Consider the following 14,035-nt stretch of genomic DNA (forward strand, 5'->3'; position numbering starts at 1 on the left):
ACCGAAGCCGGAGCGTGCGGGTCACCCCTGCTCGGTGGCCCGGGCCGCGATGAAGGCCGCGACGGCCTCGCTGGTGAAGGTTTCGGCCTCGGTCTGGTCCACACCGAGGTCGTTGAGCACGCCCTCGCCGTTCTCCAGCTCCAGCAGCGCCAGCAGGATGTGCTCGGTGCCGACGTAGTTGTGCCCCAGCTTCAGGGCCTCCCGGAAGGTCAGCTCCAGCGCCTTCTTGCCCTGGGCGTCGTACGGGATCAGTCCGGGCACCTCGGCCGCGGGGGCCGGGAGCGCCGCGGTCGCGGCCGTGCGGACCGCGTCCGGGGCGACGCCCTGGGCTGCGAGCGCCTTCACGCCGAGGCCCTCGGGCTCGACGAGCAGGCCGAGCAGGATGTGCTCGGGCCCGATCTCGGCGTTGCCGGCCTGGCGGGCCTCCTCCTGCGAGGCCATCACCACGTGCCGGGCCCGGTCGGTGAACCGGCTGAAGCCCTGGCTGGGGTCGAGGTCCGAGGGGGCGCCCGGATCCTTGGGGACGAAGCGCTTCTGGGCGGCCTGCTTGCTGACGCCCATGCTGCGGCCGATGTCCGTCCAGGAGGCGCCGGAACGGCGGGCCTGGTCGACGAAGTGGCCGATCAGGTGGTCGGCCAGGTCGTCGAGGTAGTCGGCGGCGATGACCGCGCCGGAGAGCTGGTCGAGCGCGTCGCTGTGGACCTTCTTGATCGCGTCGATCAGGTCGTCGAGGCGCAGCGGACTGGTCGTGGGAACGACAGGATTCTCCATGCCGTCAACCGTAGGTTGTCGATCCCGGATCGTCAACTGCTGGTTGACGATTATGTGAGTTGAGTCGTTCGCGGGCCCGCTCAGACCTGCTTGCGCCAGACGTACGCCGCCGAGACCGGGTGGCTGCGGTACTTCTCCCACTTGGGCTTCAGCGCGATCCACGTGTCGTCCACGACCGCCTCGGCCATCTCCGTCAGCGTCCAGCCGGCCGCCAGTCCGGCGCCCAGGTGGTCGCTGACCAGGTGGATGTGGGTGGTGATGGCGACGTCCTCCCCGGCGGCGCTGGTGAAGTGGGTGGGCATGCCGGCCGCCATGATGAAGTACGGGTGCAGGCCGACCAGGACGAACCGCCCGCCCGGCCGGACCAGCCGCCAGGCCTCGCGGTAGAGCGGGCCGAGGTCGGCCAGGTGCTCGTCGATCAGCGAGGAGACGGCCAGGTCGTAGCGGCCCTCCGGCAGGCCGGTGTCCGCGACGTCCGCCTCGGTGAGGCTGTCGTGCGCGCCCTTCGCCTTGGCCGCCGCCAGCATCTCCGGAGTCAGGTCGACCCCGTCCAGCACCAGGTCCGGGGCGGCCCGTCCGCGCAGCCAGGCGCCCGTGCGGCCGGTGCCGCAGCCGAGGTCGGCGGCCCGGCGGACCTCGGTCCAGTCGGGAGTGGCGAGGCGGTCGAGGACGGCGAGGTCCATCGTGTCCTCGACGGTCTGCTCATAGCTGTCGACCCATTGCGCGTAGCCGGAACGGACGTCGACGGTGGGGTAGTTGCGGGAATCGAAGTCGGAGAAGTGCACCATGGCTGAAGTATTGCCACGGTGCTGCGCGGCGGGCGAGTCAATTACCTCGCGTGCGGACTGTCTCGGCCGCGGGCCGCGGGCCGCGGGCCGCGGGCCGCGCGCCGGGGGTGGCCCGCGCCGCGAACCGGGCGGGGCGGGGCGGCCGGTGGGGTCCGGCGGCCGCTCAGGCGCCGAGCAGCCGGGCGCGGACGGCGCCGAGGTCGGCGGGGTCGACGCCCGCGGCGAGCAGGTGGTCGACCGGGTCGAAGCCGTCCAGGGCCGCGAACAGGGCGTCCTCGGCGGTGGTGCCGGCCTCGGCGAGCACGGAGTCGATCCGCCGGTACCGGTCGGGCAGGCCGAGCATGCCGTACAGCGGGCGGACGTTCGGCGCGCTGAGCAGGTAGTCGGCGACGATCTCGGCGGGCTCGACGCCCGCCAGGGAGAGCAGCAGCAGGGCGGCCAGGCCGGTGCGGTCGCGGCCGGCGCCGCAGTGGACGACCAGGCCGCCGGGACCGGCCCCGGCTATGGTGGCGATCAGCTCGGCGGAGGCGCGCGGGCAGTGGTCGAGGTACGGGCGCAGCGCCAGCGGGGTGCCGTCCAGGTGGCCGTAGGCCTGCCACCAGGCGGATCCGGCCAGTTCGTCCAGCGGGACGCGGACCAGGTCGACGCCGGCGGGGAGCGGCAGGAGCGGCTTGTACTCCTCGATGTTGCGCAGGTCGACGACGGTGCGGACGCCGTGGTCGAGCAGGGTGTCCCAGCCCTCGGCGGTGAGGCGGTCGAGGTTGTCGGCCCGGACGACGGCGCCGTGGGCGGTCCGGTCGCCGGAGCGGGTGGGGAGCCCGCCGAGGTCGCGTACGTTGAGGCAGCCGTCCCAGACCAGGGTGCGGTCCTCGGTGGCGGTGGTCAGCGTGTGCGTCCGGCTCATCAGGCTCCCCGTTTCATACCGGGGGCTCGTTACCCCCTCGTTATAGAGGACTCCGGGGACTCCCGGATGGTTCCTGGCGGCTGTCGGGTGGTCAGGTTTTCGGATCTTCGGCCGAAAGGCGTGCGGTGGCGTCCCGCGGTGGCCGGGCGGCCGGGCGGTCGGGCGGGGTCAGCGGCCGGTCTGCTCGGCCGCCTCGGCACGGACCAGCTTCTCCATCGGGTCGGCGGCGGCCCGGCCGAGCACCGAGCCGGCGGCGATCGCGCCGATCAGGAACACCGTGGACAGCCAGGCCATGGTGGCCACCGGCAGGGTGAAGGCACCGACCACCCGGGCCGTGCACTCGGCCAGCAGCGCGGTGCCCCAGATCCCGGAGAACATCCGCTCGTGGCGGCGGAAGGCGCGCGAGTGGGCCGAGCGGCCGCCCGCGAGCCGCTCCCAGGCCGCGCCGCGGGCCCGGTCGCCCTTGGTGAGGAAGGGCATCAGCATCGGGGACATCAGCGGCCGGCCGACCAGCACGGAGAACAGGACGGCCAGCGCGAGGGTGCCGCTGAGCGCGCCGTCCTTGGCGATCATCAGCCGGGCGTCGCCGGAGACGGTGGTGAGCGCCAGGCCGGCGACGTTCACGCCGAGCATCATCGAGGCCCAGAGGTTGAGCCGGCGCTCGCGGAGCAGCCCGTGGACCGTCCGGACGGCGGGGATCGCGCCGCTCCAGGCGAGGGCGGCGAACTCGCTCATCCCGAAGGCCGAGTGGAGCAGGTAGTAGCCGGCCAGCGGGGCGGCGACGTCGAGGGCGAGCGGGCGGAGCGCCGCGGCGACCGGGTTCGGCGCCTTCGCGGTGGCGACAGCGGCGGTGGCGGCGGCAGCGGTGGTGACGGCGGGGGCGCTGAGGGTCTGGCTCACGGTGGGGTCCTCCCCGGACTGGTGCTCGGCTCGCGGGCTGCTGCCTGCGTCGTGCCTCCAGTCTTGCGGGCCGACCCAGCGTCAGATCAGTGTCGTCCGTTGCGGGATCCGTATGACGGTTGTCATGGTGTCCGCCGTGACAGAGGCGCCGACCTGCGCTTTCACCGGTCGAACAACCACAGCTCCCGGCCCAGCGTGTCCAGGCAGCGCACCGCGGTGAACCGCTCGTCCCCGGCCGAGAGGAACCCGTCCGCGACGCCCCGCAGCACGGTCCGGGCGACGGCGTCCGCCCTTCTCCACGCACCGGTCAGGACGAGCGCCTTGTCGGCCAGCTCGGCGCGCCGGATCCGGGCCACCGACGCGTCCAGCAGCACGCCGTTCACCTGGTCCAGCTCGGCGGGGGAGAGGTAGGTCTCGCCGGTGCCGTCGCGGTCCCCCTCGATCCGGTGCAGCAGTTCGGGCAGGCCGTAGTGGCGGACGGCGGCGACCGAGTCGTCCAGGGCGACCTGCCAGCGCGGGCCGGACAGCACCTCCCACCAGACGTCCTCGCCGACCGGCAGCAGCTCGCCGATCCGGGCCCGCCAGGCCTCCGGGCCGTGGACGGCGCGCGGGTCCGGGCGCAGGCCGGGCAGGGCGGCGGCGGTCCAGTCCGACTTGCGGACCAGCGCGAGGTCGAAGGTGTAGCGCATCCGGTCGGCGGCCGGGCGTTCGACGATGCCGAGCAGCGCCCAGTGGGTCTCGTCGGGGAGGCTGAAGGTGCGGCGCCACCCGGTGAAGCCCAGGGCGCGCAGGGCGGGCGCGAGGTGTTCGCGCAGGCCCCTCGCGTAGAGCTCGTGGGCAGACGTCATCGCGATCGTTCCTGGTGGGTGGTGACCCGGCGGGCCGTGGGGGGCCGGGTGGGCGCGCGGGCGGGGCGCGGTGGCGCGGCTGGGCCGGCAGGGGAGGCCGGCGCTGCGGCGGATACCTACAACGTAGGCGTAAGGGCCTCTTTATTGCCGCAGTCGAAGGAGAGATACCTGAAGGACCTTGGACCCGAAGGTCTACGGGCCTTGGTCCGGGGCGTTCGGCGGCGTTCGGACGGATCGGGCGAAGGGCCGTGGTGTCCGTGGGACGGCCGCTCCGGAGGGGCGGGTTCCGCCGCCGGATGCCTCATGATGTGGCGGGTGCAGAGTGCAGAGCGCCCCGGAGCGGGCACCGACAGCGGCGTCGGCCGGGCCGGACCTGGTCCGGCCGCCGACCCGCCTCCATCCGTTCCCGTCGACCTGACGACGGCCGTCCGGGCCGCGCAGGACGGCGACGAGGAGTCGTTCCGACTGCTCTTCCGGACTGTCCAGCCGGGCCTGCTGCGCTACCTGCGGGTGCTGGTCGGCGGCCGTCCGGAGGACACCCAGGACGCCGAGGACATCGCCTCCGAGGCCTGGCTGCAGATCGCCCGCGACCTGCGCACCTTCTCCGGCGACGGGGACGGCTTCCGGGGCTGGGCGGCCACCGTCGCCCGCAACCGCGCGCTGGACCACCTGCGGGCCAGACGCCGCCGCCCGGTCGCGGACCTGCCGGTCGAGTACCTGGCCGAGCTGGCCGCGAGGGACGACACCGCGGGCGCGGCGCTGGCGGCCGTCGGTACGGGGGACGCGCTGGCGCTGATCTCCCGGCTCCCGAGCGACCAGGCCGAGGCGGTCCTGCTGCGGGTGGTGATGGAGCTGGACGCGGAGAGCGCGGCGCAGGTCCTCGGCAAGCGGGCCGGCACGGTCCGGATGGCCGCGCACCGGGGGCTGCGCCGACTCGCCAAGCTGCTGGAACAGGGCGCGGGGTTCCCCGCCCGCCCGGCCGCGCGACCGACCGGGCAGCCGGCCGCGCGGCACAGCATCGACGCGGGCGCGGGTGCGCAGGCGCGGCCGCCGAGGGGCGTGCAGCACGGCCAGAAAGAAATTCCTCCGCAGGGTGTGACAGAACGCCGGGCCGCGACGCTGAAGGACATGAGATGAGCACCAACCGATCCCGTCGGATCGACCGTGACACGGCCGAGCACCTGCTCGGCGGTGCCGTGGGCGGACCGTCGGCCGGGCAGGACGCCTCCCTCACCGGACCGGACGGCACTGGGCGTACGGGGGTTGCCCGCGTGCTCGCCGCTGCCGCCGCCCCGGCGACGGCAGGGGAACTGGCCGGTGAGGAGGCGGCCCTGGCCGCGTTCCGGGAGGCCCGTCTCACGCCCGACCGAGCAGTGTCCGCCGTACCCGCACCCGTCCGGAGACGATCGATGGCAACCGCCGCGCTGGCCAGGGCCTTCAGCACGAAGGCCGTCGCCGTCGTGCTCGGGGCCACTGCGCTCGGCGGCGTCGCGGTCGCCGCCGGCACGGGAAACCTGCCGTCGCCGCTGGGCGGGGGGCCGGACGAACCCGGCCACCGCACGCTCGTCGCGCCGAGCACCCCCGGCAGCTCCCGTCCCTCCGCCGCACCCGTCCCCGAGCCGGGTACGGCGGGCACGTCGGCGGGTGCGGGTCCGTCGCGGCCGGGCGCCGGGCCGTCCACCGGCGGGGCGCCGGAGACCGGGCCGTCCGCCGGTGCGCCGCAGCCGGCGCCGTCGGGCACCGCTCCGGCTCCGCCCTCGGCGCAGTCCCGCGGCAAGGCGGCCCCGGTCGTGCTGGTCGCGCTCTGCCGGGGGTTCGTCGAGCGGGCGGGCAAGGGCGAGCGCCCGCGCCTGCTGGTCGTGGATCCGCTGTTCGGGCCGCTGGTCTCGGAGGCCGGTGGTCCGGACCGGGTGGACGACTACTGCAGGGAGGTGCTCCAGCGCGCGAGCGACGACGAGCGCCAGGGCACCTCCCCGCAGCCGCGCGACACCGGCGGCTCCGGTCGCACCGGTGACGGGAAGACCGGCGGTACCGGGGACGGGAAGACCGGCACCGGCGGTACCGGGGACGGGAAGAGCGGCGGTACCGGCGACGGGAAGGGCGGTGGCAAGGACCGCGGCACCCCGACCGCCCCGGTCGCCGTCCCGCCCCTGCCGAGCGCGCCGATCCCCACCGGCACCCGCACCGGGCCCGACCGCACCGAGCGGTCCGACGAAGCCTCACCCAGGAGGTAACCCCGCAACTCCGGACGGGCGGCGGGCGAATCCCCCCGGGCCCGTCTCCCGTCCGGACCGAACCACCCGCAGCACCACCCGCAGTACCAGCAGTACCCACCCGAAGACTCCGGGTGGCCGGTCGGCCCCCCCGTGCCCGCCGTCCACCCGGACCCGGTTCCCCGGGTCGGATCGGCGGCGCAACTCCCCGGACGCGCCGCCGGTCCGACCCGGGGCCGGAACCCCGCAGGCCCGACCGCCCCGCAGCGGTCGGCCCGCACCCCGCGCGGCCCGACCCCGCGCGGGCAGATCGACCTGGACCCGACCGTGACCGTCACCCGGTACGACCACGAGCCGGCGGCCGGGGATCCGCTGCCCGGTTCCCCGGCCGTCTCCCCCTTCGAGGCGGCCCCCAGCCCTCCCGAGCCGTCCGGCCCCGCGACCCCGGCCGCTATCGTGCACAGGTGCACGCGCCGGTCCGGGGTCCCGGGCAGGGCAGGCGAGGGGAGCGGTTCCAGGTGATCGGACGGGCGCTGAACGGGCGTTACGAACTCGTCGAGATACTCGGCGTCGGCGGGATGGCCACGGTCTGGCGCGGGGTGGACCACGTGCTGGGCCGCCAGGTGGCCGTCAAGGTCCTCAACGGGGGCCTCGCCGACGACCCGCGCTTCGCCGAGCGGTTCAGCCGCGAGGCACAGCACGCGGCCATGCTGGTGCACCCGAGGATCGTCATGGTCTTCGACTCGGGCGTGGACCAGGGCTCGCCGTACATCGTCATGGAGCTGGTCCACGGCCGCTCGCTCGCCGCGCTGCTGGCCCAGCAGCCCGGCCTCCCGGTGGAGCGCGCCGTCGGCATCGCGGCGGCGGTCTGCGAGGCGCTGGAGGTCGCGCACGGCGCGGGGCTGGTGCACCGGGACATCAAGCCCGGCAACATCATGATCACGAACGACGGGGGCGTGAAGGTCGTCGACTTCGGCATCGCCCGGGCCGGCGCCTCCAGCAACCTCACCCAGACCGCCTCGGTGCTCGGCACCGCGGCGTACCTGTCCCCCGAGCAGGCCACGGCCTCCGATCTGGACGGCCGCACCGACCTGTACGCGGTGGGCTGCGTGCTGACCGAGATGCTCACCGGCGCCCCGCCGTTCGTCGCCGAGACCCCGGTGGCGATCGCCTACAAGCACGTCGGCGAGCAGCCGCTGCCGCCGTCGGCCCGCAGAGCCGGCCTGCCGCCCGCCCTGGACGCCGCCGTGCTGCGCCTGCTCGCCAAGAACCCGGCCGACCGGCCCGCCCACGCGGCCGCGGCCCGGTTCGAGCTCCTCGCCACGGTCCCGGGGCTGGCCGTCTCCGACCCGACCAGCGAGCTCCTCGCCACCGCCTCGGCCGGCCACGCCACCCAGCTCCTGCCCCCCGTTCCGCTCCCCGCCCAGCCCGCCACCTCCCTGATGGCGCCGGTCCCGGCCCAGCCGCCGCTCGGCCCGCCGGCCCGGGAGAACCGCCGCAAGCCGCTGCTCCTCGGCGCCCTCGGCCTGGTCGGCATCGCCGGGGCGGCGGTCCTCGCGCTGACCGCCTTCGACGAGCCCGCCACCCCGGCCGCCGCCAAGCCCGCCCGGACCGCTCCGGCCTCCCCGGCGCCGACCCCCTCGGCCGCGGCCACCACGCCCACCCCCTCCGCCGCCCCCACGGCCCTCCCCACCCCGACCCCGACCCCCGCTGCCACCCCGGTCCGCACCCAGGCCGCCGCCACCCAGATCAACGCCCTGCGCCAGAACGTCGCCCAGGCCCAGATGCCCAAGGAGCGCGACCGCCAGCTCGACCTGCTGCACACCCTCGACGACGCCACCGCCCGACTCAACGAGGGCCGGCCGGCCGACGCCGCCCAGGAGTTGAAGAACGCCCAGCGGACCGTCCGCGACCTCGCCAAGAAGCACGCCATCGACGGCCCTACCTATCAGAGCTGGAACTCCCGCCTCGGCACCCTGGTCAACTCCTTGCACGCCTCCGCCGACAACCAGCAGGACGACTAGTGCCGCGTCAGGCAACTTTTGCCCGTCAAGGAGAGGCGTCCGGTGCGTGCTTTCGGCCGGTGCGGCGAGAGTGCGTGCCGGGCGTCGCGACGGGGCGAAGGTTGCCTGACGCGGCACTAGGCCCGGGAATGAACGGGTCGCGCCCTGTGCTGGGGTGGCGGGGCGCGCACGCCCGCCTCGGCTGCCCGGGGTCCGGCGGGGCGGCGCGCATGCGCGAAGGGTGGAACACATGCTGAGCATCGGGTCCGTCGTCCTGGGCGTCGCGGACGTCCGTCACGCGGCCGCGTTCTGGACGCAGGCGCTGGGGTACGTGCCGCGCGACGCGATCGGGGACCGCTGGGTGGTCCTGGTGCCCGCCGAGGGCCCCGGCGTCCAGCTGGCGCTCGGCCGCAGCGAGTCACCCGTCCAGGAGCACCCGCGCGTCCACCTCGACCTGTACGCGGCGGACGCCGCCGACCAGGCGGCCGAGGTCGAGCGGCTGGTCGCCCTCGGCGCCCGGCACGTCGACTGGGACCTCTACCCGCAGGACCCGGACTTCGTCGTCCTCGCCGACCCCGACGGCAACCGCTTCTGCGTCATCGACACCAGCCGCGGCTAGTCGTTCTTGGGGCGCCGCCGCACCCGGCTCTCCACCCCGCTGCGGACCACCTGGGCCAGCGTCCCCGCCGCGGTGGCCAGGAAGACGAAGTTGTAGACGATCTGCAGGATCACCACCAGCCGCGGCCCCTGCCCCGCCGCGGTGATGTCGCCGTACCCGACGGTGGACATGGTGACGATCGTGAAGTAGAGCGCGTCGAGCCGGGTGTTCAGCCCGTCGAACTCGCCGGGGTGGTCGGCGAGCACGAAGTAGGTGCTGGCGAAGACGGTCAGCGAGAGGCAGATCAGGAACACCAGCCAGACACCGGGCCGGCGGCCGGTGCCCCGCAGGATGTCGATGATCCGGGCCAGCAGCAGGCCGGTCAGGCCGGTCAGCACGGCCGCGAACACCAGCCAGCTGAACACCGGCCGGTGGTCGCCGAGGGCGCGCAGCGGCAGGGTGAAGTAGCCGACCATCAGCAGCACGAACGAGCCCAGCAGCAGGCACCAGGCCCGCACGTCGATGCGGTCCCGGGTGGGCGGCGGCTGGTTCTCGGACATCCCGCCCAGCCTGTGCGACCGGACGGGGTTCCGCCTGCGGGGTTGCTCCGTCCGGGCCGTCCCGCGGATCGGGCCGGGCGGGAGCCGGGCCCGGACGCGACAGAGCCCCCGCCTCGCCGGCGGGGGCTCTGTCGGACGATCAGGCCGTGGTGGACCGGGGGGTCTCGGTGGCCTTGGTGATGTTGGTCGGAGCGACGGCGGCCGGCGGCTGGGGAGCGGCGGGCTGCTGCGGGGCGGCGGTGCTCTGCGCCGTCCCCGGGGCGGCGGCGGCGTCCGCGGCCGGTGCGTCGTCCTCGCGCAGCGCCTTGGTCTCCGCCTTGAGGATGCGCATCGACTTGCCGAGGCCGCGGGCCATCTCCGGCAGCTTCTTCGATCCGAACAGCAGGACAACGACAGCCAGCACCACCAAGAGGTGCCAGGGCTCAAGACCGTTCCGCAGCATCCTGGCCACCGGTCCCTTCTTGTCTAGAGTCACAGGAGGGCAAAGCGCCCGACCTGGCCAGTATGCCTGTCCGTGGCGGCGAACGTATACACCGGCCGGGAAACGCTGGTCAAAAAGCAGGTGTTGCTCAAGCGGGTCCTGAGTAGTGGTCTGGACCACTTGGGGTCGGGGGCCGTCAGCCCGAGTATCCGATGAGCAGCCCGCAGAAGACCGCCGCCACCAGGGTCACCCCCACCGCCAGCGCCAGCATGAAGGGGGAGTGCGGCAGCGGCGCGCCCGCCCGCATCGCCGCCTCGATCCTGGTCCACCGCCGGTACGCGGCGGCGCCGAGAACCGCCCCACCGAGCGCGCAGACCACGGCCAGCGCGATCCGCAGCGGCGCGGGCGCGACGTCGGGGGTGAGCTGGTCCACCGCGATCCCGCCCGCGAGCAGGCCGAGCGCCGTCCGGATCCAGGCCAGGAAGGTCCGCTCGTTGGCGAGCGAGAAGCGGTAGTCCGGCTCGTCGCCGCCCTCCTGCTGGTCGGGCTCCGGCATCCCCACGGTCCTCCACCTCGGGCGTTCCCGTACCGCGACCCTAGGCTCCCCGGCGCCGCCCCGCAGCTCGGGACGCCCCCTGGCGCGTACGACGGGTCACCGGCGCCGGAGCGCCCGGTCTACGGCGCGCTGGACTTCCGCCGCCACCCGCTGGGGGCCGCCCCGCGCTTCGGCTCCGCCCACTTCAGGCTGGCCGGCCACCGGCGGACCCTAGTGCCGCGTCAGGCAACCTTCGCCCCGTCGCGACGCCCGGCACGCACTCTCGCCGCACCGGCCGAAAGCCCAAGTACGTCCAGTACGAGGACTTCCGGCCGGCACGCCGATAGCACGCACCGGACGCCGCTCCTTTACGGGCAAAAGTTGCCTGACGCGGCACTAGCGTCCAGCGTCAGTCGCGGCGGGCGAGCAGGTAGCCGCGCCGGGTCTCGGCCTCCTGCGGGAGGTTGGTGCGCTCCAGCCGGGCCTCCACGGTGAACCCGGCGTCCGTCAGCAGCCCGGCGACGGCCTCCGACTCCAGGAAGTGGAAGTCCACCTCGACCTGGTGCCCCCACCACTCGTCGAGGTGCCGCACCTCCGTGCCGAGGTGGAACGCGAGCAGCAGGCAGCCGCCGGGCCGCAGGACCCGCCGCATCTGCGCGAAGGCGGGCCGCAGCTCGGCGGGTTCGAGGTGGATCACCGAGTAGAGCGCGACCGCCGCGCCGAACTCGCCGTCTGCCGCCGGGAGGTCGAGCAGGTCCCCCTGCCGGAACTCCACCCCGGGGTGCTCCCGCCTGGCGATCCCCACCATCGCCGGGGACAGGTCGATCCCCACCACCCGCACCCCGCGCTCCGCCAGCCACCCCGCCACGTGCCCCGGCCCGCACCCGAGGTCCGCCACCGGGGTGCCGCTCCCGGCGGCCTCCTCGGCCAGCACCCCCAGCAGCGCCCGGTCCAGCGGCTTGCCCGCCAACTCGCCCCCGATCCGCTGCCGGTACTCCTCCGCGACGGTGTCGTAACTCGCCCGGACCCGCCCGTGATCTCCCGTTTCCGACATGGCCCCAGCCTGGCACGGCCGCGGGCTCCGGGCACCGGGTTTCGGCGCGGGCAGCGCGAGAGCCCCCGCCCGGGTGGGCGGGGGCTCTCGATGACTCGCGTGCGTGGACCGGTCGGCGGTGCGTCAGATCGCGGCCGGCGCGGTGGGGGCGTCGGCAGCCTCGGCGGCCGCGGCGGGGGCCTGGGCGGGGAGGTGCTTCATCAGGTGGTAGGCGAGGGTCGCGGCGCCGAGGGCGAAGACCAGGCCGACGACGGCGGCGACGTGCAGGCCGTCGGTGAAGGCGGCGCGGGCGGTCTCCAGGAGTTCGGCGCCGATGCGGTCGGGCAGGTGGGCGGCGACGGTGACGGCTCCGCCGAGGGTGTCCTGCGCGGCCCGGGCGGCCTCGCCGTCCACGCCGGCGGGCAGGGCGCCGTCCAGCTGCGAGCGGTAGACCGCGGCGCCGGCGGCACCGAGCAGGGCGATGCCGAGGGAGCTGCCGAGCTCGACCGCGGTCTCGGAGGTGGCGGAGGCGGCGCCGGCCCGCTCGATCGGGGCGGCGGAGACCACCATCTCCGCGGTGAGGGTCATGGTGCCGACGGTGCCGGCGGCCAGGACGCCCGCCGCCGTGAGGATGAGGGCGAGCGGGGAGTGCGCGCCGACCGTGGTCATCATCGCGAAGCCGCCGGCGCCGATCAGGAAGCCGCCGGCCATCATGATCGCGGGGCGGACCTTCCCGGCCAGGGCGGCGCTCAGGCCGACGGCCGCACCGACACCGACGCTCGGGACCAGCGCCCAGAGCGAGGCCTCCAGCGGGCTCATGCCCTTCACCAGCTGCAGGTACTGCGAGGTGAAGAGGGTGAAGCCCATCATCGCGAACATGGCGATGGTGTTGACGGTGATCGCGCCGCTGAAGGTCCGGATCCGGAACAGGCCGAGGTCGAGCAGCGGGGCGGCGGCGGTGCGCTGGCGCCACACGAAGGCGGCGGCGAACAGCAGCCCGGCCGGGACGGCCAGGGCGGGCAGCAGGCTCCAGCCGTCCACCGACAGGGTCTTGATGCCGTAGACGAGCGGCAGGATCGCGGCCAGCGACAGCACCGCGCCGGCCAGGTCGAAGCGGCCGGCCTGCGGCGAGCGGTACTCGGGCAGCAGCACGGGGGCGGCGAGCAGGACCAGCGCCATCACCGGCACGGCGATCAGGAAGGCCGAGCCCCACCAGAAGTGGTCGAGCAGCAGGCCGCCGGCCACCGGGCCGAGGGTGGCACCGGCGGTGAGGATGCCGCCCCAGGCGCCGAGCGCGATCTGGCGCTGCTTGGGGTCGTGGAACATGTTGCGGATCAGCGCGAGGGTCGAGGGCATCACGGTGGCCCCGGCGATGCCGAGCAGGGCACGGGCGGCGATCAGCTCGCCGGCGCCGTCCGCCTCGGCGGCGAGCAGCGAGGCGCCGATGAACCCGGCGGCGCCGATCATCAGCAGCCGGCGGCGGCCGATCCGGTCGCCCAGCGATCCCATCGTGATCAGCAGCCCGGCCAGCAGGAACGAGTACATGTCCATGATCCACAGCTGCTCGGTGCCGCTCGGCGCCAGCGTGGTGGAGATGAACGGGACGGCGAAGAAGAGCACGCCCATGTCCATGGTCAGGACGAGGGTCGGGAGGAGGAGGACGGCCAGGCCGATCCATTCGCGACGGCCTGCGCGGCCGGTGGTTGCGGTCATGAGGAAGACGGTACGGACGTGTCAGACGTTTGTCTAGTACGAGCGTCTGAATCAATCGTGCGAGACGAAAGTCCTAGACGGGCGTGCAAGACATTCGTCCAGATCTTTCGTAGCATCGGAGTCATGGGAAACCGCGAAGACCTGATGGCCGGCGCCAAGCGCTGCCTGTACGAAAAGGGATACGGGCGCACCACCGCCCGCGACATCGCCGCGGCCTCCGGCGTCAGCCTGGCGGCCATCGGCTACCACTTCGGCTCCAAGGAGGCGCTGCTCAACGCGGCGCTGATCGAGGCCACGGGGGAGTGGGGCGAGACGCTGGCCACGGTGGTGGCGGGTGCGACCGCGGCCTCGGGTGACCCGGAGGAGCGCTTCATCGCGGTCTGGGACGGGGTGAAGGACACCTTCGTCGAGCACCGGGGCCTCTGGGCGGCCCAGTTCGAGGCGATCGCGCAGATCGCGCACGCGCCCGAGCTGGAGAAGGCGCTCGGCGAGTCGCAGCGGATGGCGCGGCTCGGGCTGGCCGCACTGTTCCAGGGGCTCCCCGAGGTGCCGGACACCGAGGAGGAGCTGGCGCGCGGAATGTTCTACCAGGCGTTGCTCGCCGGGATGGCGGCCCTGTGGATGGCCGCGCCCGACCAGGCGCCGACCGGGCGGGACTTCCTGCGCGGACTGCGGCTGGTCGGCGACAGCGCGCTGAAGCCGGCCGCGTCCTAGGGGCCGCTCCCGTTGGTCCGCCGGGCCCGGGCCG

Annotated in this window: 15 protein-coding genes and 1 pseudogene; 6 read left to right on the forward strand and 10 right to left on the reverse strand. The window is 74.6% G+C overall.

What is annotated here, in order from left to right; genetic code table 11:
* Positions 1-21 precede the first annotated feature (21 nt).
* From ACFVVX_RS18285 to ACFVVX_RS18305, 5 genes are all read right to left on the reverse strand, one after another.
* Positions 22-771: a Clp protease N-terminal domain-containing protein gene (locus ACFVVX_RS18285; RefSeq protein WP_387946631.1), complete on the reverse strand. Its 750-nt coding sequence runs from the start codon at positions 769-771 to the stop codon at positions 22-24.
* A gap of 80 nt (positions 772-851) precedes the next feature.
* Positions 852-1,559: a class I SAM-dependent DNA methyltransferase gene (locus ACFVVX_RS18290; protein WP_387946633.1), complete on the reverse strand. Its 708-nt coding sequence runs from the start codon at positions 1,557-1,559 to the stop codon at positions 852-854.
* A gap of 163 nt (positions 1,560-1,722) precedes the next feature.
* Entirely contained in the window at positions 1,723-2,463 is a 741-nt protein-coding gene (locus ACFVVX_RS18295; RefSeq protein ID WP_387946635.1) for a tyrosine-protein phosphatase, read from the reverse strand.
* Between the two features lie 168 nt (positions 2,464-2,631).
* The gene (locus ACFVVX_RS18300; RefSeq protein WP_387946637.1) at positions 2,632-3,363 is read right to left on the reverse strand and encodes a VC0807 family protein; all 732 of its coding nucleotides are present in this window, start codon (positions 3,361-3,363) and stop codon (positions 2,632-2,634) included.
* 161 nt (positions 3,364-3,524) lie between these two features.
* Complete coding sequence (locus ACFVVX_RS18305; protein ID WP_387946639.1) at positions 3,525-4,211, reverse strand: hypothetical protein; 687 nt, start codon at positions 4,209-4,211, stop codon at positions 3,525-3,527.
* Between the two features lie 306 nt (positions 4,212-4,517).
* Between ACFVVX_RS18305 and ACFVVX_RS18310 the strand changes: the two genes are divergently transcribed.
* The 4 genes from ACFVVX_RS18310 (at position 4,518) to ACFVVX_RS18325 (ending at position 9,046) form a co-directional block, all read left to right on the forward strand.
* A complete protein-coding gene (locus ACFVVX_RS18310; protein WP_387946888.1) occupies positions 4,518-5,348 on the forward strand; it encodes an RNA polymerase sigma factor in 831 nt (276 codons plus the stop codon).
* Positions 5,345-6,445: a hypothetical protein gene (locus tag ACFVVX_RS18315; protein ID WP_387946641.1), complete on the forward strand. Its 1,101-nt coding sequence runs from the start codon at positions 5,345-5,347 to the stop codon at positions 6,443-6,445. The genes ACFVVX_RS18310 and ACFVVX_RS18315 overlap by 4 nt, the downstream gene beginning before the upstream one ends.
* Positions 6,446-6,942: 497 nt before the next feature.
* On the forward strand, positions 6,943-8,448 hold the full coding sequence (locus ACFVVX_RS18320; protein WP_387946643.1) for a protein kinase: 1,506 nt from the start codon (positions 6,943-6,945) through the stop codon (positions 8,446-8,448).
* 229 nt (positions 8,449-8,677) lie between these two features.
* A complete protein-coding gene (locus ACFVVX_RS18325) occupies positions 8,678-9,046 on the forward strand; it encodes a VOC family protein (RefSeq protein WP_387946645.1) in 369 nt (122 codons plus the stop codon).
* On the opposite strand, the gene ACFVVX_RS18330 is transcribed toward ACFVVX_RS18325, so the two are convergent.
* The 3 genes from ACFVVX_RS18330 to ACFVVX_RS18340 all read right to left on the reverse strand — a co-directional run bounded on the left by ACFVVX_RS18330 (position 9,043) and on the right by ACFVVX_RS18340 (position 10,562).
* The gene (locus tag ACFVVX_RS18330) at positions 9,043-9,585 is read right to left on the reverse strand and encodes a potassium channel family protein (RefSeq protein WP_387946647.1); all 543 of its coding nucleotides are present in this window, start codon (positions 9,583-9,585) and stop codon (positions 9,043-9,045) included. The two genes, ACFVVX_RS18325 and ACFVVX_RS18330, sit on opposite strands and share 4 nt — an antisense overlap.
* 139 nt (positions 9,586-9,724) lie before the next feature.
* A complete protein-coding gene (gene tatA / locus ACFVVX_RS18335) occupies positions 9,725-10,027 on the reverse strand; it encodes a Sec-independent protein translocase subunit TatA (protein ID WP_387946890.1) in 303 nt (100 codons plus the stop codon).
* A gap of 175 nt (positions 10,028-10,202) precedes the next feature.
* Positions 10,203-10,562: a YidH family protein gene (locus ACFVVX_RS18340; protein ID WP_387946649.1), complete on the reverse strand. Its 360-nt coding sequence runs from the start codon at positions 10,560-10,562 to the stop codon at positions 10,203-10,205.
* Positions 10,563-10,643: 81 nt separating this feature from the next.
* Between ACFVVX_RS18340 and ACFVVX_RS18345 the strand changes: the two are divergent.
* A pseudogene (locus ACFVVX_RS18345) lies at positions 10,644-10,754 on the forward strand (DUF3626 domain-containing protein); the annotation flags it as partial.
* Between the two features lie 196 nt (positions 10,755-10,950).
* Here ACFVVX_RS18345 and ACFVVX_RS18350 read toward each other — a convergent pair.
* Both ACFVVX_RS18350 and ACFVVX_RS18355 read right to left on the reverse strand, forming a co-directional pair.
* On the reverse strand, positions 10,951-11,595 hold the full coding sequence (locus tag ACFVVX_RS18350) for a class I SAM-dependent methyltransferase (protein WP_387946651.1): 645 nt from the start codon (positions 11,593-11,595) through the stop codon (positions 10,951-10,953).
* Between the two features lie 123 nt (positions 11,596-11,718).
* Complete coding sequence (locus ACFVVX_RS18355) at positions 11,719-13,287, reverse strand: MFS transporter (protein WP_387946653.1); 1,569 nt, start codon at positions 13,285-13,287, stop codon at positions 11,719-11,721.
* Positions 13,288-13,410: 123 nt separating this feature from the next.
* Between ACFVVX_RS18355 and ACFVVX_RS18360 the strand changes: the two genes are divergently transcribed.
* Positions 13,411-14,001 (forward strand): TetR/AcrR family transcriptional regulator, encoded by a 591-nt coding sequence (locus ACFVVX_RS18360; protein WP_387946655.1) that lies wholly within the window; start codon positions 13,411-13,413, stop codon positions 13,999-14,001.
* The last annotated feature ends 34 nt before the right edge of the window (positions 14,002-14,035 follow it).

The sequence above is a fragment of the Kitasatospora sp. NPDC058170 genome, assembly GCF_042883905.1.
GTDB lineage: Bacteria > Actinomycetota > Actinomycetes > Streptomycetales > Streptomycetaceae > Kitasatospora.